General features: G+C 67.8%; 26 protein-coding genes. 8 read left to right on the forward strand and 18 right to left on the reverse strand.

From position 1 onward, the window contains the following. Window positions 1–24 precede the first annotated feature (24 nt). On the reverse strand, window positions 25–1,005 hold the full coding sequence (locus tag DQG15_RS16295) for a threonine/serine dehydratase (protein WP_116087084.1): 981 nt from the start codon (window positions 1,003–1,005) through the stop codon (window positions 25–27). After that, window positions 1,002–1,832: an alpha/beta fold hydrolase gene (locus DQG15_RS16300; RefSeq protein WP_116087275.1), complete on the reverse strand. Its 831-nt coding sequence runs from the start codon at window positions 1,830–1,832 to the stop codon at window positions 1,002–1,004. The genes DQG15_RS16295 and DQG15_RS16300 overlap by 4 nt, the downstream gene beginning before the upstream one ends. A gap of 172 nt (window positions 1,833–2,004) precedes the next feature. Here DQG15_RS16300 and DQG15_RS16305 point away from each other — a divergent pair, with 172 nt between their 5' ends. Together DQG15_RS16305 and DQG15_RS16310 are read left to right on the forward strand one after the other, a co-directional pair. After that, complete coding sequence (locus DQG15_RS16305) at window positions 2,005–2,460, forward strand: peptidoglycan-binding protein (RefSeq protein WP_116087279.1); 456 nt, start codon at window positions 2,005–2,007, stop codon at window positions 2,458–2,460. Between the two features lie 172 nt (window positions 2,461–2,632). Further along, on the forward strand, window positions 2,633–2,968 hold the full coding sequence (locus DQG15_RS16310; RefSeq protein ID WP_116087086.1) for a hypothetical protein: 336 nt from the start codon (window positions 2,633–2,635) through the stop codon (window positions 2,966–2,968). Window positions 2,969–3,038: 70 nt separating this feature from the next. On the opposite strand, the gene argE is transcribed toward DQG15_RS16310, so the two are convergent. The 3 genes from argE to DQG15_RS16325 all read right to left on the reverse strand — a co-directional run bounded on the left by argE (window position 3,039) and on the right by DQG15_RS16325 (window position 6,693). After that, on the reverse strand, window positions 3,039–4,211 hold the full coding sequence (gene argE, locus DQG15_RS16315; RefSeq protein ID WP_116087088.1) for an acetylornithine deacetylase: 1,173 nt from the start codon (window positions 4,209–4,211) through the stop codon (window positions 3,039–3,041). Between the two features lie 178 nt (window positions 4,212–4,389). Next, window positions 4,390–5,889: a DegQ family serine endoprotease gene (locus tag DQG15_RS16320; RefSeq protein WP_116087281.1), complete on the reverse strand. Its 1,500-nt coding sequence runs from the start codon at window positions 5,887–5,889 to the stop codon at window positions 4,390–4,392. Between the two features lie 348 nt (window positions 5,890–6,237). Further along, window positions 6,238–6,693, reverse strand: a complete 456-nt coding sequence (locus tag DQG15_RS16325; protein WP_116087090.1) for an OB-fold nucleic acid binding domain-containing protein — start codon at window positions 6,691–6,693, stop codon at window positions 6,238–6,240. A 103-nt stretch (window positions 6,694–6,796) separates the two neighbouring features. Here DQG15_RS16325 and DQG15_RS16330 point away from each other — a divergent pair, with 103 nt between their 5' ends. After that, on the forward strand, window positions 6,797–7,120 hold the full coding sequence (locus tag DQG15_RS16330; protein ID WP_116087092.1) for a 2Fe-2S iron-sulfur cluster-binding protein: 324 nt from the start codon (window positions 6,797–6,799) through the stop codon (window positions 7,118–7,120). Beyond that, window positions 7,120–7,878, forward strand: a complete 759-nt coding sequence (locus DQG15_RS16335) for a VCBS repeat-containing protein (protein ID WP_116087094.1) — start codon at window positions 7,120–7,122, stop codon at window positions 7,876–7,878. Before DQG15_RS16330 ends, DQG15_RS16335 begins: the two co-directional genes overlap by 1 nt. A 75-nt stretch (window positions 7,879–7,953) precedes the next feature. Here the strand turns inward: DQG15_RS16335 and purD are convergent, their stop codons facing one another. Continuing rightward, window positions 7,954–9,222 carry a phosphoribosylamine--glycine ligase gene (gene purD, locus DQG15_RS16340; protein WP_116087096.1) on the reverse strand — a complete coding sequence of 423 codons (1,269 nt, stop codon included), beginning with the start codon at window positions 9,220–9,222 and terminating at the stop codon, window positions 7,954–7,956. Window positions 9,223–9,400: 178 nt separating this feature from the next. Here purD and xseA point away from each other — a divergent pair, with 178 nt between their 5' ends. Continuing rightward, on the forward strand, window positions 9,401–10,993 hold the full coding sequence (xseA, locus tag DQG15_RS16345; RefSeq protein ID WP_116087283.1) for an exodeoxyribonuclease VII large subunit: 1,593 nt from the start codon (window positions 9,401–9,403) through the stop codon (window positions 10,991–10,993). Window position 10,994: 1 nt separating this feature from the next. On the opposite strand, the gene DQG15_RS16350 is transcribed toward xseA, so the two are convergent. Beyond that, window positions 10,995–11,408, reverse strand: a complete 414-nt coding sequence (locus DQG15_RS16350) for a hypothetical protein (RefSeq protein WP_116087098.1) — start codon at window positions 11,406–11,408, stop codon at window positions 10,995–10,997. Between the two features lie 236 nt (window positions 11,409–11,644). Here DQG15_RS16350 and ftsY point away from each other — a divergent pair, with 236 nt between their 5' ends. The 3 genes from ftsY (at window position 11,645) to DQG15_RS16365 (ending at window position 14,615) form a co-directional block, all read left to right on the forward strand. Continuing rightward, on the forward strand, window positions 11,645–12,928 hold the full coding sequence (ftsY, locus tag DQG15_RS16355) for a signal recognition particle-docking protein FtsY (RefSeq protein WP_116087100.1): 1,284 nt from the start codon (window positions 11,645–11,647) through the stop codon (window positions 12,926–12,928). Between the two features lie 28 nt (window positions 12,929–12,956). Continuing rightward, window positions 12,957–13,859, forward strand: a complete 903-nt coding sequence (locus tag DQG15_RS16360; protein ID WP_116087102.1) for an EamA family transporter — start codon at window positions 12,957–12,959, stop codon at window positions 13,857–13,859. Between the two features lie 156 nt (window positions 13,860–14,015). Continuing rightward, window positions 14,016–14,615, forward strand: coding sequence for an inner membrane-spanning protein YciB (locus tag DQG15_RS16365; protein WP_116087104.1), 600 nt, complete (start codon window positions 14,016–14,018; stop codon window positions 14,613–14,615). A gap of 49 nt (window positions 14,616–14,664) precedes the next feature. Here DQG15_RS16365 and DQG15_RS16370 read toward each other — a convergent pair whose 3' ends face one another. From DQG15_RS16370 to cpaB, 11 genes are all read right to left on the reverse strand, one after another. Further along, complete coding sequence (locus DQG15_RS16370; RefSeq protein WP_116087106.1) at window positions 14,665–15,975, reverse strand: ATPase; 1,311 nt, start codon at window positions 15,973–15,975, stop codon at window positions 14,665–14,667. Window positions 15,976–16,091: 116 nt separating this feature from the next. Continuing rightward, on the reverse strand, window positions 16,092–16,544 hold the full coding sequence (locus tag DQG15_RS16375) for a prepilin peptidase (RefSeq protein ID WP_116087285.1): 453 nt from the start codon (window positions 16,542–16,544) through the stop codon (window positions 16,092–16,094). Between the two features lie 49 nt (window positions 16,545–16,593). Continuing rightward, window positions 16,594–17,445, reverse strand: a complete 852-nt coding sequence (locus DQG15_RS16380) for a lipopolysaccharide assembly protein LapB (protein WP_116087108.1) — start codon at window positions 17,443–17,445, stop codon at window positions 16,594–16,596. Window positions 17,446–17,473: 28 nt separating this feature from the next. Then, window positions 17,474–18,043 (reverse strand): tetratricopeptide repeat protein, encoded by a 570-nt coding sequence (locus DQG15_RS16385; RefSeq protein WP_370454196.1) that lies wholly within the window; start codon window positions 18,041–18,043, stop codon window positions 17,474–17,476. Window positions 18,044–18,118: 75 nt separating this feature from the next. Beyond that, window positions 18,119–19,120 (reverse strand): type II secretion system F family protein, encoded by a 1,002-nt coding sequence (locus tag DQG15_RS16390; RefSeq protein WP_116087110.1) that lies wholly within the window; start codon window positions 19,118–19,120, stop codon window positions 18,119–18,121. 8 nt (window positions 19,121–19,128) lie between these two features. Continuing rightward, window positions 19,129–20,097, reverse strand: coding sequence for a type II secretion system F family protein (locus tag DQG15_RS16395; RefSeq protein ID WP_116087112.1), 969 nt, complete (start codon window positions 20,095–20,097; stop codon window positions 19,129–19,131). A 12-nt stretch (window positions 20,098–20,109) separates the two neighbouring features. Next, entirely contained in the window at window positions 20,110–21,570 is a 1,461-nt protein-coding gene (locus DQG15_RS16400) for an ATPase, T2SS/T4P/T4SS family (RefSeq protein WP_116087115.1), read from the reverse strand. Between the two features lie 26 nt (window positions 21,571–21,596). Continuing rightward, window positions 21,597–22,856, reverse strand: coding sequence for an AAA family ATPase (locus DQG15_RS16405; protein ID WP_116087117.1), 1,260 nt, complete (start codon window positions 22,854–22,856; stop codon window positions 21,597–21,599). A 264-nt stretch (window positions 22,857–23,120) separates the two neighbouring features. Next, on the reverse strand, window positions 23,121–23,492 hold the full coding sequence (locus DQG15_RS16410; protein ID WP_116087121.1) for a hypothetical protein: 372 nt from the start codon (window positions 23,490–23,492) through the stop codon (window positions 23,121–23,123). 5 nt (window positions 23,493–23,497) lie between these two features. After that, window positions 23,498–24,940, reverse strand: a complete 1,443-nt coding sequence (locus DQG15_RS16415; protein WP_116087123.1) for a type II and III secretion system protein family protein — start codon at window positions 24,938–24,940, stop codon at window positions 23,498–23,500. A gap of 202 nt (window positions 24,941–25,142) precedes the next feature. Continuing rightward, the gene (gene cpaB / locus DQG15_RS16420) at window positions 25,143–25,979 is read right to left on the reverse strand and encodes a Flp pilus assembly protein CpaB (protein WP_116087125.1); all 837 of its coding nucleotides are present in this window, start codon (window positions 25,977–25,979) and stop codon (window positions 25,143–25,145) included. Window positions 25,980–26,023: the final 44 nt, after the last annotated feature.

Genomic DNA, 26,023 nt, shown 5'->3' on the forward strand with positions numbered 1-26,023 from the left:
CGCTTCCAGCCATCGTGGTGGCGGCTACCGCCCGTACTGCTGAAGCGCGGAAGCAAAGAGGCCGGGATCGACATTTCCGCCGGAGGCGACGACCACCACCGACTCGCCCTTGATCTCATCCTTGCGAAAGAGCGCTGCCGCAAGGGCAGCCGCCCCGCCGGGCTCCAGGACGATCTTGAGCCGCAGGAAGGCAATCGCCATGGCCTGCAGGCATTCCTCGTCCGTCGCGACGAGGCCGGGGCCGCAGAGTCGCTTCATGATCGGGAAGGTCAGCTTCCCGGGCCGGGGCGTGACGATCGCATCGCAGATCGAACCGTCCTCGCGCGGGTTCTCCTGCACCTCGCCGGTCTCGAGGGAGCGCGCCACATCATCGAAATTCTCGGGCTCGGCGGTGCGCACGGTCCAGTCCGGGCGGCGATCCGCGAGCGCCAGCGCGATGCCGGAGGTCAGACCGCCACCACCGCAGCAGGAAATGACGTCGAGCGCGCCCACATCCTCCCCCTCCATCTGCTCGGCGATCTCGAGGCCGGCCGTGCCCTGGCCAGCAATCACGTCGGGATCGTCGAAGGGCCGGATCAGCGCGAGCCCGCGCTCTTCGGCCAGCCGTTCGCCGATCTCGTCCCTGTTCTCCTTGCCGCGCACGTAGAGCACGACTTCGGCTCCGAGCGCGGCGGTGTTCGCCAGCTTCAGTTGCGGCGCATCCTGCGGCATGACGATGACGGCCGGCAGCCCGTGCCGCTGCGCCGCGAGCGCGACACCCTGCGCATGGTTGCCGGAGGAGAAGGCAATGACGCCCTTGGTCTTCTTCGGAAGATTCGAGATGGCCGACCAGGCGCCGCGAAACTTGAAGCTGCCGGTATGTTGCAGGCACTCGGCCTTCACGAAGACGCGCCGCCCGGCGATCTCGTCCAGGAGCGGCGACGACAGAAGCGGCGTGCGCCGTGCATGGCCCGCCAGCCGCTCGGCCGCCGCCTCGATCTCCTTGATTCCAATCGCATCGCTCATCGCATCGCCTCCATCCAGTCCTTCAGAACGGCGAGCGCCTGGGGCTCGTCGAGAAACGGAATATGCGCCCGGCCCGGCACCGCGCTGTAGAACATGTCCGGCCGGCGACGGCGCATCTCGTCCGCGGTTTCCTGCGACAGCAAGTCCGAGTTCTCGCCCCGCAGAAGTGCCAGCGGCAGGCCCTCTGCCGCATCGAAGAGCGCCCATGCGGGCTTTGTCCCGCCCTTGAACGCGGCGAGGAAACTGTCCCTCAGCGCCGGATCGTAGGTCAGCTCCAGCCCGTCCGGGCCTGCGCGATAATGGAGTTCCGCTTCCTCCATCCAGCGGCCCTCGGGCAGCTCGGCGAAGCCTGTGAGGGTGCGCTCCATGGCGGCCGCGGCCTCGGCATGGGTCTTCGCCGCGGGCCGCCGGCCGATATAGCCGTCGATGGCGGAGAGGCCCTTTTCCTCGAGGACGGGACCGACATCGTTGAGCGCGAGGCCGAGCAGACGCTCCTTCGCCGTAGCCGCGAGCAGCATCCCGATCAGCCCGCCGCGCGAGGTCCCGAGGATCGCGGCCTTCTCGAGGCCGAGGTGATCCAGAAGCTGGATCGCGTCCTGGCCTTCGCGGGAGGCCGTGTAGCTCTCCGCTCCCGTCCAGTCCGATCCGCCGCGGCCGCGGTAGTCCATCCGGATGACGCGCGTCGCGGTCAGGTCGAGATGCGGCATCAGGTAACGAAAATCGCCATGGGTCCGGGTCAGGCCCGACAGGCAGAGGAGCGGCAGCCCGGCGCCCTCGTCGAGATAGGCGATCCGGGCGCCGTCATCGGCGGTGAAGTGGTCCATGATGCCCCCTCGGGAAATCTGCCCGCCGCGCCGATATCCGGCCAGCCGGTTTCCGCGCAACCTGACATGCGGCGGGGCCGGACGGAAGAGGGCCGTCCCGGCGCCCCTTTTCGGCAGGCGGCGGCGAGGGTAGCGTTCCCGCGGCCACGCGCGGCCCGGGAGTGAGGCGAGGATGATGCGACACGGACCCCTGATCTGCTGCCTCTTGCTGGTTGCCGGGTGCGGCCTTGGACGGCCGGATGTGACGCGCCTGGGCGAGGCCAGCATCGGCGCCGCGGACGGCCCTCCCCAGGCGCCCCCCGGAACCTGCTGGAGCCGGGACGAAACCCCCGCCGTCATCGAGACCGTGACCGAGGAGACCGGCCGCCAGATCCAGCGCATCGTCGTCGAGCGGCGGGAGGTCTGGTTCGAGACGGTCTGTGAAGGCGCGATGCCGCCCGACTTCATCGCCTCGATCCAGCGGGCCCTGGCCGCGCGGGGGCTCTATCAGGGGCCGGCTGACGGAGAGGCCAATGCCGGCACCCGCGCAGCGATCCGTGCCTTTCAGGCGCCGCTCGGTCTGAACTCCTCCGTCCTGTCGCTCGTCGCGGCGCAGGAGCTGGGACTTGCGCCGAAGGCCGCGCCAGCCTGACCGGCGCGGCGGTACTCATTACCCGTCTCGAAGTTTCAAATTACACTGTGCAAATATGCGCAGAGTGAGAGATAACTTTCGCCAATACCGGTTTCGTGCACAGCGTCATAAATCTGTCTCATCCGAGGGACGGGACATACCCCGCCCCAGAAAATTTAAGTAGGACAGACACATGACCCGTATCTCCATCATCGCCGCCGCCGTTCTTGCCGTCGCAACCCCGGCCCTCGCGGACAACGATCAGCTGGCCGCCTCCGTCGGCGTCGAGCCCGGCGTCTACTCCCTCTCGGAGCTGACGATCCTCAAGCAGGCGCTCGACGACAACGATCAGCAGACCGTGAAGTACATTCTCGATGGCAACATCAAGAACGACCGCACCTACAGCTTCCGCGACGCGCAGGCCTACGGTGCCGGTGCCAAGGCGCAACTCGCCTCCCAGCTCGGCGTCTCCTCGGCCGACCACTCGCTCAACGAGCTGGTCATCCTGAAGAACGCTCGCGAAGACTGATCCCTGACCTCCAGGGATAGACAGGGTCCGCCGTTTCCTCCCAGGCGGCGGACCCACCCCCTTAGCGTTCCTACGCCGTCCCCGCCACGCGCTGCGTCAGGCCCCGGATCGTGCGAAGACAGTGGTCCAGCTGGTCCCGTGTGACGAACTCGTCGGGCAAATGCGCCTGCGAGATCGAGCCCGGACCGCAGACGACCACATCACCCCCCAGTTCCCGGAAGAGCCCGGCCTCCGTGCCGAAGGCCACCGTGCCGGCATCCGCCGTCCCCGTCAGTGCGAGTAGCAGATCGCGCAGGGCATTCTCGTTCTCGGGGTCCAGCCCGACGACGTCGCCGATCACCTCCGTCTCGATCCGTGCGTCCGGCTTGGTCCGCCGAAGCTGCGGCAGCAGAACCTCCTCGACATGCTTCGACAGCGCCTCCCTGACGAACTCCGCGTCCCCCGGCTGCGCGGGGCGCATCTCCCATTCGAGCAGGGCGCTCGCCGCGATGACGTTGTGAGCATTGCCGCCCGCGAGACGACCGAGGTTGACCGTGGTCCAGGGCGGGTGAAACGGCAGATCATCCGCCGCGCGACGCTTCAGCTCCTCCCGCAGTTCAAGGAGCCGCGCGGCGTAGCGAATCGCAGCGTCCAGTGCGCTGGCGCCTGCCTCGGGGTCGGAGCCGTGCCCGGCGCGGCCGTGAAAGCGGACGGTATACTCTGACACGCCCTTGTGACCGTCGATCACCCGCATCTCCGTGGGCTCCCCGATCATCGTCATGGCCGGCTTCAGGCCGCGTGTCGCGAGTTCCGACGTGAGGGAGCGGGCGCCGAGGCAGCCGACCTCCTCGTCGTAGGTGAAGCTGAAATGGACGGGGCGGTGCGTCGCGATCCTTGCGAGCTCAGGCGCGAGATGGACGGCGGCGGCGATGAAGCCCTTCATGTCGCAGGTGCCGCGCCCGTACAGGCGGCCCGCGTCGTCTTCGGTCATTTCGAAGGGCGGGCGGTGCCAGTCCTGGCCCTCCACCGGAACGACGTCGCTGTGCCCCGACAGGATCAGCCCGCCCTCCGCCCGGTCCGGCCCGAGTGTCGCGAAGAGGTTCGCCTTGCGGCCGCTGTCATCCTTCAGGACGGACGTCCGCGCGCCGGCGGCCTCGAGCCGCTCCGCCAGGTGCTCGATCATGGCAAGATTGCTGTCCGCCGAGACGGTGGGAAAGGCGATGAGGTCGCTGAGCAGGGCGACGGTGCTGTCGAGATCATTCATGCCGCGAAGGCTCGCAGGATCGCGGAGGTCTGGCAAGCGCGGGACGACCGGGCGAGGGCAGGGCGGTGGCCACCCCTGTAGCGCCTCCTCCGAGGTCTGCGCCGGGGGGATGAAGCGAGACTCACGAAAAAAAGGGGCCCCGCAGGGCCCCTTGCTACAAGGTTTCTCTCGCGACGCGTCAGTCTTCGAGCGGCAGGGCGACGAAGCGCGGGTCGCCGCCGCGGCGGATCAGAAGGAGGACCGACCGGCGGCCGGCCTCGCGCGCTTCCTCGACGCGGGCCTCGAAATCGGAGATGCCGGAGACCGGCTCCTGTCCCGCTTCGACGATCACGTCACCGGCATTCACGCCCTTCTCGAAGGCTTCCGACGATTCGTCCACGTCGGTCACGGCAAGACCGCTGGCCTCGGGGTCCAGACCGAGTTCCTCGGCAATCTCGGAGGTCAGGGGCTGCACCGTCAGGCCGAGGACCTGAGATTGGGAGGGCTCTTCCTCGTCCGAATCCGGGCCCGCGGCAGAGGCGGGGACGGCGCCTTCGGCATCCTCGCGGCGGCCGAGCGTGATCTGAAGCTCTTCCATCTCGCCGTCGCGGTAGACGGTCACGCCGACTTCCTTGCCCACCTCGGTGTTGCCGACGCGGCGGACGAGCTGACGGGTGTCTTCGACTTCGCCGCCGTCGAAGGAGAGGATCACGTCGCCGGCTTCCATGCCGGCCTCTTCGGCGGGCCCCTCGGGGACGTCCGTGACGAGGGCGCCGCGGGCATCATCGAGGCCGATCGCGTCGGCGACATCCTCGGTCACGTCCTGGATACGCACGCCCAGCCAGCCGCGGCGGGTCTCGCCGAATTCCATCAGCTGGTCGATGACGCCGGTGGCGACACGGGAGGACATCGCGAAGCCGATGCCGATGGAGCCGCCGGTGGGCGACAGGATGGCGGTGTTGATGCCGATCACTTCGCCGTCGAGGTTGAACAGCGGCCCGCCCGAGTTGCCGCGGTTGATGGCGGCGTCGGTCTGGATGTAATCATCGTAGCTTCCCGACAGCGCGCGGCCGCGGGCGGACACGATGCCGGCGGAGACGGAGAAGCCCTGACCGAGCGGGTTGCCCATCGCGAGGACCCAGTCCCCGACGCGCGCATCGTCGCTGTCGCCCCAGGGGACGTGCGGCAGGCTCTCGGCATCGACCTTGAGAAGCGCAAGGTCCGTGTTCGGATCGGTCCCGACGACTTCGGCCGGCAGCTCGTTGCCCGAGAAGAACTCGATGTTGATCTCGTCGGCCTGCTCGATGACGTGGTTGTTCGTGACGATGTAACCGTCTTCGGAAATCACGAAGCCCGAGCCGAGGGCGGAGGAGCGGCGCGGACGCGGGGCCTCGCCGCCGGGGGTGTTGCGATCGAGGAAGTCGCGAAAGAAGTCCTCGAAGGGCGAGCCCTCGGGAACCTGCGGCATCCCGTCGGTCGCGGTGGAGACCATGGTGGAGGTGGTGATGTTCACCACGGCGGGACTGATCTGTTCGGCCAGTTCGGCGAAGCTTGCCGGGCGGTCGTTGGGATTGGTCTCCGCCTCTATGGGCGCTGCGGCGTCCTGAGCGGGGGCGGGCAGCGCGCCGGCGAGGGCCACGGCGGCGCCGAGGACGATCGCGGACAGGGCCTGGGCGGCCCGGGCGGGCGCGGCCGGCATCTGTGCCAGTGCGATGGATCTGGAGGTCACGAAGTTTGCTCCTTCTTGGATGAGCTCCGGCCCCTCTTGGGCCGGGCCGTAACTGAAGCGGGTGGCCCGGCCCCGGGACGGGGGCCGATGCGTGTAGCGGACCATTTTACAAACGCGGCCGGTTCGCAAATCAAAGGCCGGTCGCGTTTCGTCATATAGGCGTGACGCATTGTAACCGTCAGGGGCCATCCGCGCTCTCCATGGACGCTTCCGCCGGCCAAGGGGCCTTGAGGGCGCCGCCGCAACGCGCAGGTCCGAAATATCGTCCCCGTAGCGACAGGACGCAAGGGCGCGCTTCCCTGACGGCGGCGCCTGTCCTCAGGGCTGATCCCCTGCGCGGCAGATGTCCGGGGTGAGCTCCGGCGAAAGCAGCAGGTCCAGCATCGGGGAGATGTCCTCGATCTCCTCCGCCACGACATGGACGATGTTGGTCTGCCGCTGCACCCGTCCCGTCACGCGCAGGAGGCGCCCCGCAATGACGGCGCGGCGGAACCGTTCGTAGATCTTCGCCCACACCACGACGTTGCAGGTGCCGGTCTCGTCCTCGAGCGTGATGAAGATCACCCCCTTGGCCGTGCCGGGCCGTTGCCGCACCAGAACCAGTCCCGCCACGGTGATCCGTGCGCCGGTGGGCACGATCTCGAGAAGCCGTGCCGGGCAGGCGCTCGGCGGGCGCGGCCAGCGCTCGTTCCCCAGCGGCTTCTCGCGGTGGATGGGATGGCCGATGGCCGCCTTGCTCGGCGGGGCGTCTGGCGGGGGCAGGGGGCGGGGCATGAGAACAAGTGTAGAACATATACGCACGGGCGCAACCCCGCTGGCATCGCCGCCCCGCATGACATATCGAGTTCCCGCGCAACGGCCAGACGGAGAACGCCAGATGGCGAAGATCACTTATATCGAGCATGGCGGCACGGAGCATGTCGTCGAGGTCCGCAACGGCATGACCGTGATGGAAGGCGCGCGCGACAACGACATCCCGGGCATCGAAGCCGATTGCGGCGGCGCCTGCGCCTGTTCCACCTGCCACGTCTACGTTCATCCCGACTGGACGGAGAAGCTGCCGGCCATGGATCCGATGGAAGAGGACATGCTGGACTTCGCCTTCGAACCCGACAAGGCCCGCTCCCGCCTCACCTGCCAGATCAAGGTGACGGATGCCCTGGACGGCCTCGTCGTCCAGATGCCCGAGAAGCAGCTCTGATGCCCCGGCGGCGGGCGGGGCGCTTCGCGGCTCTGGCCGCCTGCCTTCTCGCCGCCGCCTCCGCTGCCCGGGCCGATATCCCCGCCGCCTGCATCGGTCCCATCGTGGATGCGAGCTACGATGCGCCGACCGGCCGCTATGCCCACGGTGCGCTCGGCGACGATCTCGAATGGGGGCGGCTCAAGGTCCGGATCGCGGGACAGCCGCCCTGCAGCTGGCCCTATGCCGACCTCGTGGCCGTCCTGCCGGACATTCGCGTCTTCGAGGATACCGAGCCCCGCCTTGCCGATCTAGACGGCGACGGCGCGCCCGAAGTGATCGTGGTTGAAAGCCACAGGGATCTCGGCGCCCGCCTCGCGATCTGGGGCCTTCGCCGGGGTACGCTCACCCGCATCGCCGCGACCTCCGCCATCGGCACGCGCTTCCGGTGGCTCGCCCCCCTCGGCGCCGCCGATCTTGACGGGGACGGACGCGCGGAGATCGCCTATGTCGACCGGCCCCACCTTGCGCGAACCCTCCGCATCGTCCGCCTTCAGGGAAGCCGCCTGCGCCCCGTGGCCGAGGCGGAGGGCCATACCAATCACCGTTTCGGCGAAGACACCATCTCGGGTGGTATCCGCGATTGCGGCACTGGTCCCGAGATCATCACCGCCTCCCCCGACTGGGCCGAGGTGCAGGCAAGCCGCCTCGTGGGCGGCACCTTGAGAACGCAGGTGCTGGATGCGGGGGACCTGCCCACGGCGATGGAGTGCCGCTGAAGAGAGGTGCGTTCACGTCCCTCGTCATGGCGGTGAGCGTCGCGGCTCTACCCCAGGGCCGGCACGGCGGCCGTCTCACTTCAGCGCGCGCCAGCCGATGTCGCGCCGGTAGCGCCCCTCGGGCCAATCCACGGCCTCTGCCAGCGCGTAGGCCCGGTCACGCGCTTCGGCGAGGGACGCTCCGCGGCCTGTCGCGCTCAGGACACGGCCCCCAGCGGCCACCACGGCGTCGCCATCTACGGCGGTTCCGGCGTGGAACATCATCTGGTGCGAACTTTCGGGCAGATGCTCCAGCCCGCCGATCCGCGTGCCCTTCCGGTACTCGCCCGGATAGCCCTCGGCCGCCAGCACCACCGTCATGGCGTGATCCTCGGCCCAGGTCACGGTCATGTCCGCAAGACGCCCCTCGGCCACGGCCTGGCACAGATCCAGCGCCTGCGCGCCGAGACGCATCATGATCGCCTGGCATTCGGGGTCCCCGAAGCGGACATTGTATTCGACGAGCCGCGGCGCGCCGTCCGGTCCGATCATGAGGCCGACATAAAGAACACCGCGATAGGGGGTCCCGCGCCGTGCCATCTCCGCCATGGTCGGCCGCACGATCCGCTCGAGCGCGGCCTCCGTCACGGCGTCCGTCATCACCGGGGCAGGGGTGTAGGCGCCCATCCCGCCGGTATTCGGTCCCTCGTCGCCCTCGAGAGCGCGCTTGTGATCCTGCGCCGTGCCGACGGGAAGCACCGTCTCGCCGTCCACCAGCACGAAGAAGGACGCCTCCTCGCCCGCCATGAACTCCTCGATCACCACCTCTGTCCCGGCCGTGCCGTGGGCCCCGGAGAACATCGCGTCCACCGCCTCCAGCGCCTCCGCCTCCGTCATCGCGACGACGACGCCCTTGCCGGCCGCGAGACCATCCGCCTTGATCACGATCGGAGCACCCTGCGCTTTCACGTGATCCCGCGCGGGGCCGGCCTCGGTGAACCGCGCCCAACCGGCGGTCGGAGCCTCCACGGCGTCGCAGATTTCCTTGGTGAACGCCTTGGACGCCTCCAGCCGAGCCGCGGCCGCGGACGGCCCGAAGACGGGGATCCCCGCCGCGATCAGCTCGTCGGCGACGCCGGCCGCAAGCGGCGCTTCGGGCCCGACGATCACGAGGTCGATCGCCTCCGCTTCGCAGAGCGCCACGACGGCAGGGGGATCGCAGATGTCGATGTCGCAATTCTCGGCGATGGCGCGCGTTCCCGCATTGCCGGGCGCCACGATCAGGCGATCGCATTTGGGGTTCTGCAGCACCGCCCAGGCGAGCGCATGCTCCCGCCCGCCGCCACCGAGGATCAGGATGTTCATCGCCATCTCCAGAAACTGATGTTGCCCGCCCGTGCGGGGATCGCGCCTGACTAGTCACCCCGCGCGCTCGCTTCAAGCGCCGCCCCGGCAGTATCCCGCGCCGGCGGCGATGGGGCAGCCCCATCTTGCCCTTCTCCCCGGCTTGCGCCCGCCCGTCACCGGGGGCACTCTGCCGCCCATGTCCGAACTCTTCGAAGACGACGGCCCGGATAGCGGCCCCTCCAACGCCTACGATTTCACCGTCTCCGAACTGTCGGGCGCGGTGAAGAAGACCATCGAGGGGACGTTCGGCCATGTCCGCGTGCGAGGGGAGATCGGCCGGGTCTCCCGGCCCCGGTCGGGCCATCTCTATCTCGACCTCAAGGACGACCGCTCCACCCTCGCCTCGGTGATCTGGAAGGGAACGCTCGCCCGTCTCGCGCATCAGCCCGAGGAGGGGATGGAGGTCGTCGCCACCGGCCGCATGACCACCTTTCCCGGACAGTCGAAATATCAGCTCGTCATCGAGCGGATCGAGCCGGCCGGCATGGGCGCTCTCATGGCGATGCTCGAGAAGCGCCGCGCGATGCTCGCCGCGGAGGGCCTGTTCGACGAGGATCGCAAGCGGCCGATTCCCTACCTGCCGGAGGTGATCGGCGTCGTCACCTCGCCCTCGGGCGCCGTGATCCGGGACATCCTCCATCGCCTGCGGGACCGCTTCCCGCGCAAGGTGCTCGTCTGGCCCGTCGCGGTCCAGGGGCAGGCCTGCGCCGGTCAGGTGGCCGCCGCGATCGAGGGGTTCAACCGGATGGAGGCGGGCGGAAGGCTGCCCCGGCCCGATGTCCTGATCGTCGCGCGCGGCGGGGGCTCGCTGGAGGATCTCTGGGGCTTCAACGAGGAAGCGGTCGTCCGCGCCGCGGCCGCCTCGTCCATCCCGCTGATCTCCGCCGTCGGCCACGAGACCGATACCACGCTGATCGACCATGCCGCCGACCGCCGCGCGCCGACCCCCACCGCAGCCGCCGAGATGGCCGTGCCCGTGCGCCTCGATCTCGTGGCGACGCTGGACGGGCAGGGCGCGCGCCTGATTGGCGGCTTCTCGCGCTACCTGTCCTGGCGGTCGGAGCGGGTGAGGGACCTGTCCCGCGCGTTGCCGCGGCCCGAGCGGCTGGTGGAATCACCCCGCCAGCGGCTCGACCACGCCTCGCACCGCCTGCCGGCGGCTTTGTCCAGAGGAGTGACCGACCGCCGTGCGAGACTTGCCGATGCCGCCGCGGCGCTCCGCCCGGCCGGCGCAAGCGCCCGCCTCACCGCCGCGCGGGACCGCCTGACGCAAGCCGACCGCCTGCGCCCGGCGCTGGCCCGCAACGCCGCCGAGCATCGCCGGGCCCTGAGCCAGCAGGCCGGGCGCCTCCGCCCGGACCCGATCCTGCACGCCATCACTCGCCGCCGCGCGGATCTCGACCGAATCTGGTCCCACCTCGCCGCTGCCGCCGCAGCCTTGCGCGCCGAACGCGCCCGGCATCTCGCGGCGCTCGACCGCACGCGCCTGACGCTCGGCCCCAGCGAGACGCTGGCCCGCGGCTTCGCCATCGTGCGCACCGGGGAGGGCAAGGTCGTCACCACAAGGGAGGCCGCCGCCGGAGCGGGGGCCCTCGAGCTCGAATTCCGGGACGGGCGCCTTCCAGTCGGCGGGCCGGGAGCCACCGCCTCGGCGCCCGCCCTGCGTCCGGCAAAGCCCGCGCGCCGAAAGCCGGCGCCACCGGACGACGACCAGGGATCGCTTCTCTAGCTTAGACTCCGACCTCGGGCCCGAGGCAGGACATCGGCTCCTGCGCTTCGCCAGCCTCGTAGAGCGTCGTCGATTGCGGATCGTCCTGGAACATCGCTCTCAGCCCGCCATCCTCGCGGTAGAAGGTCCAGCACTGATCCGGGCCCAGGTCCTCGTAGACAAAACAGATCCGATCGCCGTCCTCGTACCACGTTCCGTCCTTGCATTCCCCGTCGAGGAAGGACCACGTCACGCGCCGGTCCGGCTTGTAGCGCTCGACGCCGTACGCGACGCCGCCGGAATAGAAATAGAGCGTCTTGCCGCGGGTATAGGCGTCGAACTCCTCGCCGTTCATCGGTGTCTGAGCAAGCGCGGGAAGGGCGGCAAGGACGGCGAGGGCGGCAAGGCCGAGGCGGCGGGGCAGGGCGGCGATCATGGTCTCTCCGGGGGCGAGGGGGGGGCGTCACGGGGCGGACGATGACACTTTGGTGCCTTTCGCAAAAGCCCCCGCGCCCGTCACGCCTGCGTGCGAAGGGGACGCGGGCGGCGGAAGAGCGCCGCCGCCGCGCCCGAGGATCGACGACCCGAAGGGCGCATACCGGGCCTCGGGGCCGCCGCCCTTCCATCCCGCGCCGCGACTGGTTAGGTGAACGAAGGCAAGGAGATGCGAACATGGCCCTTTTCGGCAAGCTCAGGGAGCGGCTCTTCAAGACATCCTCGAAGCTCGGAGACGGGCTCGACGCGGTCGTGCGCGAGGGTGGGACGGAGGAGCCGGCCGAGGTCGCATCCCCTGAAACGCCCCGGCCCGAGCGTCCGCAGGAGCCGTCCCGCCCGGAACCGTCCCAGCCCGCTCCACCGGCCGCACCGCCTTCGGAAGTCCCGGCCTCTCCCGCGCCGCAGGAGATCCCGCAGAATCCTGGCGACGGGATCCGTCCCGCCACGCCCGCCGAAGTCCCTCCGGTCGGCTCCCCGCCGCCGACGCCGAGCCCGCTGACCGACACGCCGCCGCCCGGTTCCGATCAGCCCGGGCGCCAGCCCGAGACCCGCGCCGATGCCGCTCCCTCGGGCCTCATCGGTCGCCTCTTCGGCCGCGGCGCGCCGGCCGCCGCACCGGTCGTCCGGCGCACGCTCGACGACGAGATGCTGGAGGAGCTGGAAGAGGTCCTGATCCAGTCCGACATGGGCGTCGAGACCTCGCTGCGCGTCACCGCCAACCTCGCCGAGGCCCATCTGGGGCGCCGCGTCTCCACAGCCGAGGTGAAGACGCTGCTGGCCGAGGAGATCGCCCGCATCATGGAGCCGGTCGCCCGCCCGCTGCCGCTCTACCCCTCTCGTCCGCAGGTCGTCCTGATCGTCGGCGTCAACGGGTCCGGCAAGACCACCACCATCGGCAAGCTCGCGAGCCAGTTCCGCGATGCCGGCAAGTCGGTCGTCATTGCCGCGGCCGACACCTTCCGCGCCGCTGCCGTCGAGCAGCTTCAGGTCTGGGGCGACCGCGCGGGCGTGCCTGTCCTCACCGCGCCGCAGGGCACCGACCCGGCCTCCCTCGTCTACGACGCCATGACGAAAGCGCAGGAGGACGGCGCGGACCTTCTGATGATCGATACGGCCGGACGCCTGCAGAACCGCGCGGACCTGATGGAGGAACTCGCCAAGATCGTCCGCGTGATCCGCCGCAAGGATCCGGACGCGCCGCACAATACCGTCCTCGTGCTCGATGCCACGACCGGGCAGAACGCCCTGTCGCAGGTCAAGACGTTCAAGCAATTGTCGGACGTCTCCGGCCTCGTGATGACCAAGCTCGACGGCACCGCCCGGGGCGGCGTGCTCGTCGCGCTGGCGGACAGCTTCGGCCTTCCGATCCACGCGATCGGCGTGGGGGAGAAGATCGACGACCTCGCGCCCTTCGATCCGGACGATTTCGCCCGCGCCCTGACCGGGGCCGACCCGGCCTGACGGGCCGCTCAAGGAACAGGGCGCTACGATGGCCGACTGGCTGACCTCCCTCCAGGGCACGGATGCCGGCCATGTCGCGGCGCTCTGGTTCGCCCTCGCAGCAGCGATCCTTCATGCGATCTTCGGTGCGCTCCAGAAGGGCCGCTTCGATCCGTGGACGTCCCGCGGTGCCATCGACGCCTGGCTCGTCCTGCTGTCCCTGCCCGTCGCGCTCTTCCTCGTGCCCTGGCCCGAGGGCGATCTCTGGTGGCTCCTCGCGGGATCCTTCGTCATTCATCTGGTGTACAAGGTCGGCGTCGCACTCGCCTTCTCCCGTGGCGCGTTCACCGTGGTCTATCCGGTCGTCCGGGGGACGGGTCCGCTCTTCACCGTCGTCGGCGCGTGGCTGATCTTCGGCGAGACCTTAGCGCCCGGCCAGTGGGTCGGCGTCCTCATCCTCCTCTGCGGCATCTTCGGTCTCGCTTTCTACAATCTGCGCACGGTGACGCTGGCCCGCGAGACGCTGGTCGCCGCGCTCCTTCTGGCCGTCGCGACGGGGGCGCTCGTCGCCATCTACACGACGTGGGACGCATTCGGCATGCGCGCCGCACCCAATCCGATGACCTATCTGGCGTGGTTCTTCCTGATCTCCTCGCTCGACTTTCCGGTCATCGCCCTGATCCGCCATCGCCGCCTCGCAAAGCCGCCGCCGCTGGACGGTCTCGTCCTTCGCGGCCTTATCGGGGCCGTGGTCGCCTGGGGCTCTTTCGGTTCGGTGATGATCGCGACATGGCTCGACAAGGTGGGGGAGGCTGCCGTGCTGCGCGAGACCTCCACCGTCTTCGCCGCCGCCATCGGCTACCTCTTTCTGGGCGAGACGGTGGGCCCGAGGCGCCTTTTCCTCATGTCGCTGATCGCAGCCGGCGCAGTGGTGGTCGAGATCTACGGCTAGGCTGCTCTCCTATCCGTCGTGGCATGGCTTCGGTGGAGGTCCCGGCAACGGCCGGGTCGAGGACGCCTCCAGGGGGGATCCGCGACAGCGCAAACGGTTGACAACAGGGCCCCCTGTGGTGTCCTCCCGGACATCCCGAGAAAGGCGAGACGGACAATGGCGGCACGGAAGATCAATCCCTGGCTCAAGCAGGCGCTCGAGCTTGGACCACCGCTGCTCTTCTTCGTCGGCTATCTGCGGATCAAGGACGACAGCTTCCTCGTCGGCGGCACCGAATATGACGGCTTCATCGTCGCCGCCGCGCTTTTCGTTCCGCTGCTGCTTCTGTCCATGGCGATCCTCTGGAAGCTGACGGGCAAGCTGTCCCGGCTTCAGGCTGTCACCGCGCTCCTCGTCGTGATCTTCGGCGGGCTGACGGTGTGGTTCAACGACGAGACGTTCTTCAAGATGAAGACGACCATCGTCTACGGTCTCTTCGCCGCGCTTCTGGGGATCGGCCTTCTGCGCGGTCAGTCCTGGCTGGCCTGGGTGCTGGACGAATTCATGCCCATGGCGGAGGAGGGCTGGATGAAGCTGACCCGCCGCCTCGCGCTGGCCTTCGCCGTCCTTGCCATCGCCAACGAGGTGGTCTGGCGGACCATGTCCACCGAGACTTGGGTGAAGATCGAGACCTTCGCCTTTCCCGTCGCGCTGATCCTGTTCCTCTGGACCCAGATCATGCTGCTCCAGCGCTACCTGGAAGAGCCGGAGGGGTAGCGGGCCTTCTGCGCCGGGCGGGATGAGCCGCGGGGCTTCCGAGCCTTCGTCAGTGCATGATGGCCTCTTCCTTGACGAACATGTTGGCCCACGCCCGGTCGATCAGCTCCGGAGACATCTGGTAGGGAATGCCCTCGAAATCGCAGATCGCCATCATCTGGTCGATCAGGAAGACCGGCTGGTAATTGGCGTAGACGTTGTCGATTGAGGGGTATTTCGACTTCAGCAGATGGACGAGGGCGGCCTGGTCGAGGGGCATGCCCTTCTTCCTCGCCACCAGTGCGAAGATCTTGAGGAAGTCCTCCTGCCCCGGACCGTCGATCTTGATCTTGAAGAAGATCCGCCGGAGCGCCGCCTTGTCGAAGATTTCGTTCGGGTGGAAGTTGGTCGAGAAGATGACGAGCGTGTCGAACGGCACCTCGAATTTCTCCCCCGATTGCAGGGCGAGGATGTCCCGCCCTTCCTCGAGCGGCACGATCCAGCGGTTCACCAGCGCCTGTGGCGGCTCCGCCTGCCGGCCGAGGTCGTCGACGATGAAGATCCCGCCGGTGGACTTGAGTTGCAGGGGGGCCTGGTAGGTCCGCGCCGTGGGGTTGTAGACGAGATCGAGCATGTCGAGGGACAACTCGCCGCCGGTGATCACGGTCGGCCGTTCGCAGCGCACGTAGCGCGAATCGAAGCGGGTCCCGCTGCGGCGAAGCTGGGTCGGATCGTCCTCCTGCGTCTCCGCGGCGGAGTGCACGATGGGATCGTAGACGGTGATGACCTGACCGGCATACTCGATGGCGCGGGGAACGTAGATCCTGTCCCCCATCGCATCGCGGATCCCGTTGGAGATGGAGGACTTCCCGTTTCCGGGCGGCCCGTACATCAGGATGGAGCGGCCCGAGGTCACGGCGGGGCCGAGCTGATCGAGGAGCGTCGGCGGCAGGATGAGATGACCCATCGCCCGGGTCAGCTCGGCCCGCCTGATGCGCACGTTGCGGATGGACTGGCGCTCGACCTGCTCGCGATAGACGTCCAGCGGGACGGGCATGGCGCCGAAATATTCGGATTGCGCAAGGGCGTCGAGCGCGCGGGACTTGCCGGCATCGGTCAACTGGTAGCCCATCTCTCCGCCCGAATTGGCATGGAGCGTCCCGGTCGCCTCGATCAGCTTCTGCGAGCGGACGAGATCGACGAGCTCCTGCGTGACCGGCACAGGCAGGCAGATCGCGCGGGCGATGTCGCTGACGAGATCCGCATTTTTGCGGAACATCGTCTTGAGCAGGATCTCCCGCATCATCACCGGCGGTAATTGCATGTCGTCCAGCCGGCGGGGTGCCGGCGGCGCGATCACGTTGCCGATCTCCATGTTCATCGAAACTGGGCCCCATCGCTTGGCGCCCCGCCGGTCGCGGGGCCGATCGGCCCAATCCTTGGCCCCGATTTATGGCCGAATGATGGACCTTCCGCGCCGCTTCTCCGGCCGGCGCCTCAAACGCCCCAGGCCGCGGCAAACCCGAGGTAAAGCGCGAGCGCGGGACCGAGGGCGAGCCCCATCGGAAAGTCCTTTCGCGTCAGGCTTTCCCAGCCCGGCAAGGCGCGGCGGACCGCACCGATCGAGCGAAGCCCGCGGTGGAGGGCGAAGACGACGATGAGGACGAGCGCCAGGAGCTGGATGAAGGCGAAGAGGTCCGCCAGCGCGACGAACGGCGCCATGGCGGCAGCAAACTTGGCATCGCCCGCGCCGACAAGCCTGACGAGGTTCAGCAGGAACCCGAGCACGATGACCACGGCGACATGGAGGCATCGCCCGGCATAATCCCCAAAATCGAGCACGAACGGCCCCAGAACGGCAAAGACCGCGAGGGCGGCCAGCACGGCGCGATTCGGGATCTTCATGCGCCGCAGGTCGCTCAGCGCCACCCAGATGCAGATCGGCAGCATCGGGATCAGGAAGACGATCGCGGCCTCGGCCGGCGTCGCGAGCACCGGTTCAGCTCCGCGCGCCCTCGAGCGCCGTCAGCGCCCGCGCGGCATCCTCGAAATGCTGCGGATGGGTGTCGATGGCGTCGCGAAGGAGGGATTTGCCGATCTCCACATCACCCTGCTTGATCGCCGTCAGCGCCATCGTGTGCAGAAGCTGTGCCCGCTCGGTCTGGTTCACATCGACGATGGGGAGCTGGTAGCGGCGCTGGGCCCCGCGGGCGAGGACGAGATTGTTCTTGGCGGTGAAGAGACCGGGATCGTACTTGATCGCCTCGCCGAACAGGCGTTCGGCCTCGAGATACTCGCCCCGCGAGAGTTTCGAATAGCCCCAGTTGTTGAGAACGCCGGACGGCCGCGTGGTCAGTCCGACGGCGGTTTCGTAGAAGCTGTCCGCCTTTGCCCATTCCTTGTTGCCGTCGGCGATCATCGCCTCGAGCTTGTAGCGCGTGTAGGTCTCGTGGGTGGGGGGCACGGCATCGAGGACCGCCTCCGCCTTGTCCCATTGGCCCGCGCGGATGAGCGCATCGGCGTAGGAGACCTGGTCCCCGGCGGACGCGCCGGCCATGGTCGTCACCCTGGACCACGCGCCCGCGGCTTCGACGTTCAGGTTCGCCTTTACCAGCGCCTTGCCGAGATTGCGCTGCAGATCGATCCGTTCCGGCTTCTCGGCCGTTGCGCGCTTGAAGTAGGCGACAGCCTCTGCGGGATCGGCCACCGACAGCATGATGTCGGAGAGGTTGTTCTCGTCGATGGCGTTGACGCTCTGGACCGCTCGGTCCACGTCGCTGCCCTTCTCGCCGCAGGCACCCAGAAGGGCCGCCCCGCCGAAGGCCAGGATCGCAAGGATCGGGTGGCGCATGAACTGCGTCCTTTTTGCTCGCTCTGCCTCAGGGCGTCGCCAGGATGCGGTATTGTCCGCTCCCCCGGCGCACCAGGTCGTAATTCTCGTTTTCCTCAGCGTAGGCAGGATTCTCCAGCAGGGCGAGTGCGCGGCGGAGATTTTCGCGGATCTGGGCAGATTGGCCACTGTCGAGGGCAAAGGCGGTGCGGAAGGTGCGCGCGGCCTCGCCGGTCTCGCCCTGTTCCATGAGCACGACGCCGAGGTTGTTCCATGCCGGCGGGAAGGTCTCGTCCTCCTCGATGGCACGCCGCAGAAGGCGCTCCGCCTGTCCGAGGCGCCCCAGCTTGAGATTGGCCGAACCGATGGCCGAGAGCGTGTCCACGTTGAGCCCCTGCTCGGCGGCGGCGCGGTAATAGGCCTTGAGCGCCAACTCGAAATACCCCGCCGCCATCAGCCTGTGCCCGACGACGAGCCCGTCCACGGCGTCCTGAACCTCGGGCGTGCCCTCCGGGGCGGCCGGCCCCTCGATCTCGGAGCCGAGGCGCATGTCCTCCTGCCCCCGCCCGCAGGAGAGGAGCACGAAGGCGAGGAGGAAAAGAGAAAGCTGGCGGCGCATCATCGCCCTGACCATCGCCTCAAGCGGGCGGAACGCCAAGCCCACGTTCTCGCGAGAGGGCCCCGGGCCGGGGACTCAGCCGTTCAGGATCATCATGACGTAGATGTCGTAGATGGACGGGCCGATCAGGATGATGAGAAGCGGCGGCACGGTGAACATCATCGTGCCCAGCGTCAGCTTGGTGGGCAGGACGTTTGCCTTTTCCTCGGCCCGCATCACGCGCTTGTCCCGCATCTCGGCGGCGAAGATCCGCAGCGCTTCGGCGATGGACGTGCCGAAGGAGGCGGACTGGATCAGCACGGTGATGAAGGAGGAGACGTCCGGCACACCGCAGCGGGCGGACATGTCCTTCAGGACCGAGACCTTGTCCTTGCCGGCCTTCATCTCGTGGCTGACGATCTCGAACTCCTCGGAGAGGGCAGGGTAGCCCGCGCGGGTTTCCTTGCTGACGCGGATGATCGCCTGTTCGAGCGACTGCCCCGCTTCGACGCACACCAGCATCATGTCGAGCGAATCCGGAAACCCCTCAACGATTTCCTGCTGCCGGGACTGGAGGCGGCGCTGCACCCAGTACTTAGGGAGGTAGTAGCCGATGGCGCCCGGGATCAGGACGTAGAGGATCATCGACTGCATCGAGGCGTCGCCATTGGCCGATTTCAGCACGGCGGCGAGACAGCCGAGCAGGAGGAACCCGAGGCCGAGGATCAACTGCGCGGCGTGGAACGCGCGCACCGCGGCCTTCGAACGATAGCCCGCGCGCATCATGGTCAGACGTGCGGAGGACATCTCTTCAGCGTCCTGCGGCTCGAGGAAGGTGGCGTACTTGTCGAGCTTCTCGGTGGCGCGGCTGCGCTCCTGCCTCAGAGCCTTGCCACCCTTCGGCGCGTCCTTGTCCGGCGCAGTCCTGCGAGTGCGGGTTTCCTCCTTCAGCCGGTCGAGCGGATCCTGCTTGCGGGCGAGGAAGACGGGGAGCGACAACGCGATGAGCAGCACGCCGAGAAGACCGATGGCGTAGAGCGGCCCGAGAACGCCGAAGCGATCCACGAGGGCGTCGTTGATGGTATCGAGAAAGTCCATGAGCGCCCTCAGACCTTGATGTTGACCATGATCTTCATGAAGATCACGTTGACCACGAGGAACGCGCCGACGACCAGGCAGGCCGGGATGAACAGCGAGGTTTCCTTGACCGCGTCATAGTAGGTCGGCTGAAGCACGTTGATGGCGATCAGCGCGAGGACAGGGAAGACCGAGAGGAACATTCCCGACCACTTCGCCTCCGCCGTGATCGCCTTCACCCTGCGGAAGAGCTTGAAGCGCGAGCGGATCACCTTCGCGAGCCCGTCGAGGATCTCCGCGAGGTTGCCCCCCGATTGCTGCTGGATCGTCACCGCAACGGCGAGGAACCGGAGATCCTGCATGTCCATCCGTTCGGCGAAGGCTTTCAGGGCTTCCGACATGTCCCGTCCGTAGGCGGCCTCGTCAGCGATCACGCCGAACTCGGAGCCGAGCGGATCGGCGACTTCCCTCGCGACGATGCCGATGGCGGAGGAGAAGGGGTGACCGACGCGCAGCGAGCGCACCATCAGCTCGACCGCGTCCGGAAGCTGCTCCTCGATGAGGCCGAGGCGCTTCTTCGCCTTGTTGTTCACCCAGGTGTAGACCCCGCCTACCCCCATCGCGATCGCGACAACGATGCGCACGGCGAGCCCCGCCTCGGTGGCGACGCTCAGGCCGACGAAGGCCATCGCGCTCAGAAGCGCCATCACCGCGATGAGCTGGATCGGCGTGAAGGCGATGTTGGCCTTCTGCGCCTTGTCCGCCAGAATCGCGTAGAGTGGGATGCCCCTCGCGTTCATGTGCTGGCTCATCTCCTTGCGGAGCTGTTCGAGCACCTCTTCGCGGCGTCCGCCCTTCTCCAGCAGGTCGAGCCTGCGGTTCACCCGGCTGTTGAGGCTGATCGACTTGCCGAAGACGGTGAGATAGATGCCCTCCACCATCGCCAGCACGGCGATGAAGATGAGCCCGTAGATCAGCGGTTCTGCCGAGATGGTCATTATGCGCCCGTTCTATCCGACAATCGGATCGTAGATGCTGGCGGGCAGGTCGTACCCCCATTGCTTGAAGCGATCCGCGTAGTAGGACCGCACGCCGGATGCGTTGAACCGGCCGATGATCTTGCCGTCCGGCCCGAGACCCTGACGCTCGTAGCGGAAGATCTCCTGCATCGAGATGACCTCCCCCTCCATTCCGGTGATCTCGGTGACCGAGACCATGCGGCGGGAGCCGTCCTGCAGGCGGCTGGCCTGGACGATCAGGTTCACGGCGCTTGCGATCTGGCTGCGGACGGCCTTGAGCGGCATCTCGATGCCGGCCATCGCGATCATGTTCTCGAGGCGGGAGATCCCGTCCCGCGCGGAGTTGGCGTGGATCGTGGTCATCGAGCCGTCATGGCCGGTATTCATGGCCTGGAGCATGTCGATCACCTCCTCGCCGCGTGTCTCGCCGACGATGATGCGGTCGGGCCGCATCCGCAGGGCGTTCTTCAGGCAGTCCCGCTGGGAGACGGCGCCCCGCCCCTCGACGTTGGCCGGGCGGCTTTCCATTCGGCCGACATGGGTCTGCTGAAGCTGGAGTTCGGCGGTGTCCTCGATGGTCAGGATACGCTCCGAATTGCCGATGAAGGAGGAGAGCGCATTGAGCGTCGTCGTCTTGCCCGAACCGGTTCCGCCCGAGACGATGATGTTCAGCCGGCAGGCGACGGCGGCTTCGAGATAGGCGGCGATGTCGTCCGTGAAGGCGCCGAACCGGACAAGATCGTCGATCCCGAGCTTCTCCTTCTTGAACTTCCGGATCGAGACGAGCGAGCCGTCCACCGCGATCGGCGGAACCATGGCATTGAAACGGGAGCCATCCGAGAGGCGGGCGTCCACGTAAGGGTTGCTTTCGTCGACCCGGCGGCCGACGGCGGAGACGATCTTGTCGATGATCCGCAGCAGGTGCCGCTCGTCCTTGAAGGTGATCTCGGTCAGCTCCAGCCTGCCGTCGCGCTCCACGAAGATCTGCCGTGGGCCGTTGACGAGGATGTCGTTGACGGTGTCGTCCTTCAGCAGGGGCTCGAGAGGGCCGAGACCGGTCACCTCGTTGTAGAGGTCGTTCTGGAGAGTCGCCCGCTCCTCCTTGTTGAGGACGATCGACATCTCCTCGAGGCTCTCCTGCGCGATGGCGGAGATCTCGGCGCGCAGGTCCGATTCGGTGGCCGTTTCGAGCGCGGCGAGGTTCAGGCTGTCGAGGAGGCGCTTGTGCACCTCCACCTTGATCTCGGAGAACTTCTCCTTCCGCTTCTTCTCCCTGTCCTCTGGCGCGGCCTGCGCGGCGATCCTGGGGCGTGCGGCCTCCATCGCCCGCCGCGGGGGGCGGGGCGTCTCGGCAGGAACGGGCGCTGCCGCTTTCGCCTGCTGCGGGGTTTCCGGGCGCTGCGGCGCGACCGTATCGGGGGCGGGGCGCTGCTTCTTGTATTTCGAGAACATCGGGTCGCCTCCGGGCGGATGGAGCGTCAGCTTTCGGCGCGAACTCTGGCGATATCGTGGAGGGAGGTGGCCAGTTTCAGGATTTCTTTGCGCAGGGGCGATTTCTTCGCGCCCTCGGCCAGAGTCTCCCCCTGGTCGTTGCACTGCGTCACCTGCCGCCCGCCATCGGGCAATTGCAGCTCGATCGTGATGTCGAGGCTTTCGGCGAGGCGTCTGGCACGGGACTTGCCTTGCAGGTCGGTAAACCTGGGCGCGCGGTTGAGACCGTAGCGGATGCGCTCCGTGGGCAGGTCCTCGCCCTTCAGGAGCCGGTTGAAGCGCAGCGCGTTCTGGGCCGATCGCATGTCCAGCTCGATCAGGGCAAAGTAGACGTCCGCCGCGTGCAGCACGGTTTCGGACCATGCGACGAGTGTGCTCGGCATGTCCACGACGACGAAGTCGAAATGCGCGCGCGCCATGTCCAGAACGGCGGCGATGTCCTCCGGAGCCACGAGATCCAGCGGAAGGATGTCCGGCGGGGCGGTCAGGACATGCAGCTTCTCGGAGTGGGTCTGAAGCGCGCCGTGAAAGACGTCCGCATCCATCGCGCCGGTATCGGCCAGCATCTCGTAGACCACGTCCCGCCGTTGCAGGTCGAGGGCGGTGGAGACGGAGCCGTACTGCAGGTCGAGATCGATGAGGCAGACCTTGGGCGGCTCTTCCTTCTTCCGGCCCTGACCGGCCAGTTCCCATGCGAGGTTCACCGCGAAGGTCGTCGCGCCTACGCCCCCCGCGAGGCCATGCACCGCGAGGATCGCGCCGTCCCGGTCGCCCTTGCCTGCGCGCGGGGCGGCGGCCGCGGCATCGGGGCCACCGGGCTCGGCGTGCGGCAGCTCCGGCGTCCGAATGCGGTCGATGGCCTCGTGAAGGGCATTCTCGGGAAGCGGGTAGGGGAGGAATTCGCGGGCCCCGATGCGCAAGAGGCGGTGCAGCGCGGTCGGCCGCACGTCCTTCGCCACGAGAAGCACGGCGATGTCGCGCCGCCCTGCAGCGCGGATCACGTCACCCACGAGCGTCTCGCTCTCCTCGTCCTGATCGTCGATGGCAACGACGACGAATTCGAGGGACCCGGCGTCCGGTTGCCCGAGAAAGGTCAGACCGTCCCCCAGCGAGAGGTCCCCCCAGTTCTCGCCAAGCTCGGTCTCCATGTCCTCGATCAGCAGATCGAAGTTCTGCACATCCCTGCTGATGGTGCAGGCGGAGATCGGCGCCGGTTCCGGCTGCAAGGCTGCACTGCTCGTCGTCATGGCCTCAAACCCTTCTTCCGGATCGTCCGGGATCGTTTCCGGCTGGCGCTGAGCCGCTCACGCGGTCGCACCTGTCCTCAGCCTCGGTTTTCCGGGCTGAACCCGGCGAAATTGGGGCCGGATTGTCGTCATTGTGCGAAGCCGCCGGAGGGTCATGGGGAAATTGTGATGATTGTTTCCGGTCATGCCTGCGCGATGCAGCACCCTTTTGCGCTCAACCGGATGAGCGCAGGCTAAAAGCTCACCCGCGCGGGCCGAATGGCCTCAACCGCCGCTGCCTTTGCCTCCGCGGCCGCCGCCGGAGGGCAGATGCGCGGAATCGTCATACGGGACCGGGCCATGCTGCTCCGTCGCGCTGCGGATCGATTCCGTGTAGGCGAAGAGGGCGTACTTGCCGTCCTGCACGCGGCCGGGGCAGCCGCTGGACAAAGGTTGGCCATATTTCGAGATGGTGGCGGTCGTCACGCGGCGGCAGGTCATCTGCAGGTGATTGTTTCGGGTCGCCATGCCGAAATCCCCCTGATCCAGGAACGCGCCGGCCTCGTCGTCGAAGTCCCGCCGGGCCTCCGGCGCACAGGCGGAGGACAGCGCCGCGGCGCACAGAAGTGCCGGGATGGTCCAGTCGGAATAGCGCATGTCGCTCACTCCATCACGTAGCCGTAAGAGCCGCTGAAATCCTGCCGGGCAACCTCGCCCGCGCCCCCGGTGATCGGCCGGCGCGTGGCCGCGTCCTTGCCGCCCAGGAACAGCTCGCGTTCGGTCGGCGGGCGAACCCGGTCGGTCGGCAGCGCCAGCGTGTCGCCCCGCGTCGGCGTCACGAGATGAGCCGAGACGACGATCACGAGTTCCGACTGGTTGCGCTGGTAGGAGGCGGAGCGGAAGAGCGCGCCGAGGACGGGAATGTCCCCCAGCCACGGCACTTCGGAGGTGCTGTCCTGGAAATCGTCCTGGAGCAGGCCGGCGATGGCGAAGCTCTCCCCGTCCATCAGCTCGACCGTGGTCGAGGTGGACCGGGTCCGGAAGCCGTTCACGGTAAAGCCCGCATCGGTATAGCCGATGGACCGGTCGATCCCGCTGACCTCGGCGGAGAGACGCAGGTTGATGTTGCTGCCCGTGACCCGCGGCGTCATCTCGAGCTGAATGCCGAACGGCTTGTACTCGACCCGCACGTTACCGTCGGCATCGGCCGTCGGGACGGGGTACTCGCCGCCGGCGAGGAAGCTGGCGGCCTGGCCCGAGAGCGCCGTGAGATTCGGCTCGGCGAGGGTGCGCACGAAGCCCTTGCTCTCCAGCGCCTCGAGGAGCACGGCGAATTCCACGTTCCCGGCCCCGACGCCGATCGAGATCGCGCCCTGCGTTCCGCTGCCGAGCTGGGTGCCGGTGGCGGAGCTGCCGTCGAACAGGTTGCCGAAATTGTCACCGGCCACGTAGGTGCCATTGCCACCGGCGACGCCGACATTGCCGTCCGAACTGATGCCGTTGACCGCGAGGCTCGCCGACAGGCTCTTCGAGACCGAGCGGTTCATCTCGGCGAAGCGGACCTTCATCATCACCTGTTGCGTGCCGCCGACGTTCATCAGGTTGGAGATGCGGCCCGGCGCGTAGCGGTTGGCAAGATCGATTGCGCGGTCGATGATCTGGGCGCTGGACACGGTTCCGGAAAGGACCAGCCCGTCATTGGCCGGCCGCACCTCGACCGGCTCGCCCGGCAGGACCTCCCGCAGGCGTTCCTTCAACTCGGACACATCCGCCGTCACCACGACCTCGACATTGGTGATCAGCGTGCCATCGGGGGCGAGGAGGGTCAGCGTCGTCCGCCCCGGCGTCTTGCCGAGGACGTAGATCGACGTCTCGCTCAGGGTGGAGATGTCCGCGATACCGGGATTGGCGATCGACAGTTCGGCGAAGGGCCGCTGGCTTTCGACAACGACGGCGCGGTTGATCGGGACGTTGAGCGCGCGCTGGAGCGTGCCGCCCTGGATCTGCAGCGCCTGCGCCGAGGCCGCGCCCGGAGCCATCACCAGTGCGCCGGCGGCGAGGGCGAGGCCGAGACGGCCCGCCCTGTACATGCTCGTGAAAGCCATAGTGATCCGCCTCTCGATCACGCGAAAAAAGGAGCAGGTCTTTTGCCTGCTTTCTCCCGAGGCTGCGCGCAAAACGATTTGCATGCAACAATCAGGGAGTTGGGAGGCGGAGTTTATGTCCCCGCGGCAACACCCCGTGGAGGCGCTGCGAACGTGCCTCGCCTCGTGCCGCCATCGCCTGCGGCCCGGGCGATCCCTCTCGTCAGTTAGTACAGGGGATCGGCTGTTGCACGACCTCGTTGCCGCGGCGGACTTTGGTGGTGCAGACCCGCTCGACCTCCTCCGGCGGGGGAGGCAGTTCCTCGACGATGCCGAGCAGCGTCTTCTGATCCACCTCGATCACGTCTGCGACAGTCGTGTCCTCGGCGCCGACGAGGGAGAGGACGAGACGGCCCGTGCTCTGCGCCTGGGCGAGCGAGGCGACCTGTTGCGGAGAGGCCTCGACCGTCACGGTACGGGCGATGACAGGGGAGGTGCGGCCGGTATCGGATGTCTGGTCGACGGCGATGAGCTTCACGCCAGTCTCGATGAGCTTCGTCACGCCGCGGTTGCCGGAGGTTCCGGTCCAGTAGATGTCCACCCGGTCGCCTGGGCGAAGGAAGCCGGAGACGCCGGAGGAAACGTCCACACTGATCGCGAAGGCGCGCTTGCCACGCTCGAGACGGGACGTGATCCCGGCATCCTCGCCCGGCTCGGTGATCCGCGCCGCAAGGACGGGCTCGAACGCCTGCATCGCACTGACGACGTAGCGCGCGGCCTCGCCCTCGGGGAACAGGGCGTCCATCTCCGTGAAGGCACCTTCGGGCAAGCTATCCTTCTGCCAGACGACGGTCTTCACGTCCTCTTCGGTGAGTTGCTCGCCGTATTTCTTGTCGGCGGACGTCACGATGACGCTCACCGTCGCCGGCATCTCCCGCTGGGCGGCGAGAAGCGCGTCGCGCTCGGCGCTCATGTTGGCGATGAAGCCTTGGGACAGGTACACCGCGAACCCGGCAAGGCCGAGCCCCGCGAGAAGGACGAGAGCGAAGACGATACGCATGGATCCTGTTCCTTTGGTGGTTACGACGCCGGGGCGTGCAATCG

This window comes from Tropicimonas sp. IMCC34011, assembly GCF_003390865.1.
Lineage (GTDB): Bacteria > Pseudomonadota > Alphaproteobacteria > Rhodobacterales > Rhodobacteraceae > Tropicimonas_B.

What these genes read in the sequence shown, in the direction of transcription:
- DQG15_RS16295 (WP_116087084.1), bottom strand. Translation starts at nt 1,005, where the DNA reads ATGAGCGATGCGATTGGAATCAAGGAGATCGAGGCGGCGGCCGAGCGG.
- DQG15_RS16305 (WP_116087279.1), top strand. Translation starts at nt 2,005, where the DNA reads ATGCGACACGGACCCCTGATCTGCTGCCTCTTGCTGGTTGCCGGGTGC.
- DQG15_RS16310 (WP_116087086.1), top strand. Translation starts at nt 2,633, where the DNA reads ATGACCCGTATCTCCATCATCGCCGCCGCCGTTCTTGCCGTCGCAACC.
- argE (WP_116087088.1), bottom strand. Translation starts at nt 4,211, where the DNA reads ATGAATGATCTCGACAGCACCGTCGCCCTGCTCAGCGACCTCATCGCC.
- DQG15_RS16320 (WP_116087281.1), bottom strand. Translation starts at nt 5,889, where the DNA reads ATGCCGGCCGCGCCCGCCCGGGCCGCCCAGGCCCTGTCCGCGATCGTC.
- DQG15_RS16325 (WP_116087090.1), bottom strand. Translation starts at nt 6,693, where the DNA reads ATGCCCCGCCCCCTGCCCCCGCCAGACGCCCCGCCGAGCAAGGCGGCC.
- DQG15_RS16330 (WP_116087092.1), top strand. Translation starts at nt 6,797, where the DNA reads ATGGCGAAGATCACTTATATCGAGCATGGCGGCACGGAGCATGTCGTC.
- DQG15_RS16335 (WP_116087094.1), top strand. Translation starts at nt 7,120, where the DNA reads ATGCCCCGGCGGCGGGCGGGGCGCTTCGCGGCTCTGGCCGCCTGCCTT.
- purD (WP_116087096.1), bottom strand. Translation starts at nt 9,222, where the DNA reads ATGAACATCCTGATCCTCGGTGGCGGCGGGCGGGAGCATGCGCTCGCC.
- xseA (WP_116087283.1), top strand. Translation starts at nt 9,401, where the DNA reads ATGTCCGAACTCTTCGAAGACGACGGCCCGGATAGCGGCCCCTCCAAC.
- DQG15_RS16350 (WP_116087098.1), bottom strand. Translation starts at nt 11,408, where the DNA reads ATGATCGCCGCCCTGCCCCGCCGCCTCGGCCTTGCCGCCCTCGCCGTC.
- ftsY (WP_116087100.1), top strand. Translation starts at nt 11,645, where the DNA reads ATGGCCCTTTTCGGCAAGCTCAGGGAGCGGCTCTTCAAGACATCCTCG.
- DQG15_RS16360 (WP_116087102.1), top strand. Translation starts at nt 12,957, where the DNA reads ATGGCCGACTGGCTGACCTCCCTCCAGGGCACGGATGCCGGCCATGTC.
- DQG15_RS16365 (WP_116087104.1), top strand. Translation starts at nt 14,016, where the DNA reads ATGGCGGCACGGAAGATCAATCCCTGGCTCAAGCAGGCGCTCGAGCTT.
- DQG15_RS16370 (WP_116087106.1), bottom strand. Translation starts at nt 15,975, where the DNA reads ATGAACATGGAGATCGGCAACGTGATCGCGCCGCCGGCACCCCGCCGG.
- DQG15_RS16375 (WP_116087285.1), bottom strand. Translation starts at nt 16,544, where the DNA reads ATGCTGCCGATCTGCATCTGGGTGGCGCTGAGCGACCTGCGGCGCATG.
- DQG15_RS16380 (WP_116087108.1), bottom strand. Translation starts at nt 17,445, where the DNA reads ATGCGCCACCCGATCCTTGCGATCCTGGCCTTCGGCGGGGCGGCCCTT.
- DQG15_RS16385 (WP_370454196.1), bottom strand. Translation starts at nt 18,043, where the DNA reads ATGCGCCGCCAGCTTTCTCTTTTCCTCCTCGCCTTCGTGCTCCTCTCC.
- DQG15_RS16390 (WP_116087110.1), bottom strand. Translation starts at nt 19,120, where the DNA reads ATGGACTTTCTCGATACCATCAACGACGCCCTCGTGGATCGCTTCGGC.
- DQG15_RS16395 (WP_116087112.1), bottom strand. Translation starts at nt 20,097, where the DNA reads ATGACCATCTCGGCAGAACCGCTGATCTACGGGCTCATCTTCATCGCC.
- DQG15_RS16400 (WP_116087115.1), bottom strand. Translation starts at nt 21,570, where the DNA reads ATGTTCTCGAAATACAAGAAGCAGCGCCCCGCCCCCGATACGGTCGCG.
- DQG15_RS16405 (WP_116087117.1), bottom strand. Translation starts at nt 22,856, where the DNA reads ATGACGACGAGCAGTGCAGCCTTGCAGCCGGAACCGGCGCCGATCTCC.
- DQG15_RS16410 (WP_116087121.1), bottom strand. Translation starts at nt 23,492, where the DNA reads ATGCGCTATTCCGACTGGACCATCCCGGCACTTCTGTGCGCCGCGGCG.
- DQG15_RS16415 (WP_116087123.1), bottom strand. Translation starts at nt 24,940, where the DNA reads ATGGCTTTCACGAGCATGTACAGGGCGGGCCGTCTCGGCCTCGCCCTC.
- cpaB (WP_116087125.1), bottom strand. Translation starts at nt 25,979, where the DNA reads ATGCGTATCGTCTTCGCTCTCGTCCTTCTCGCGGGGCTCGGCCTTGCC.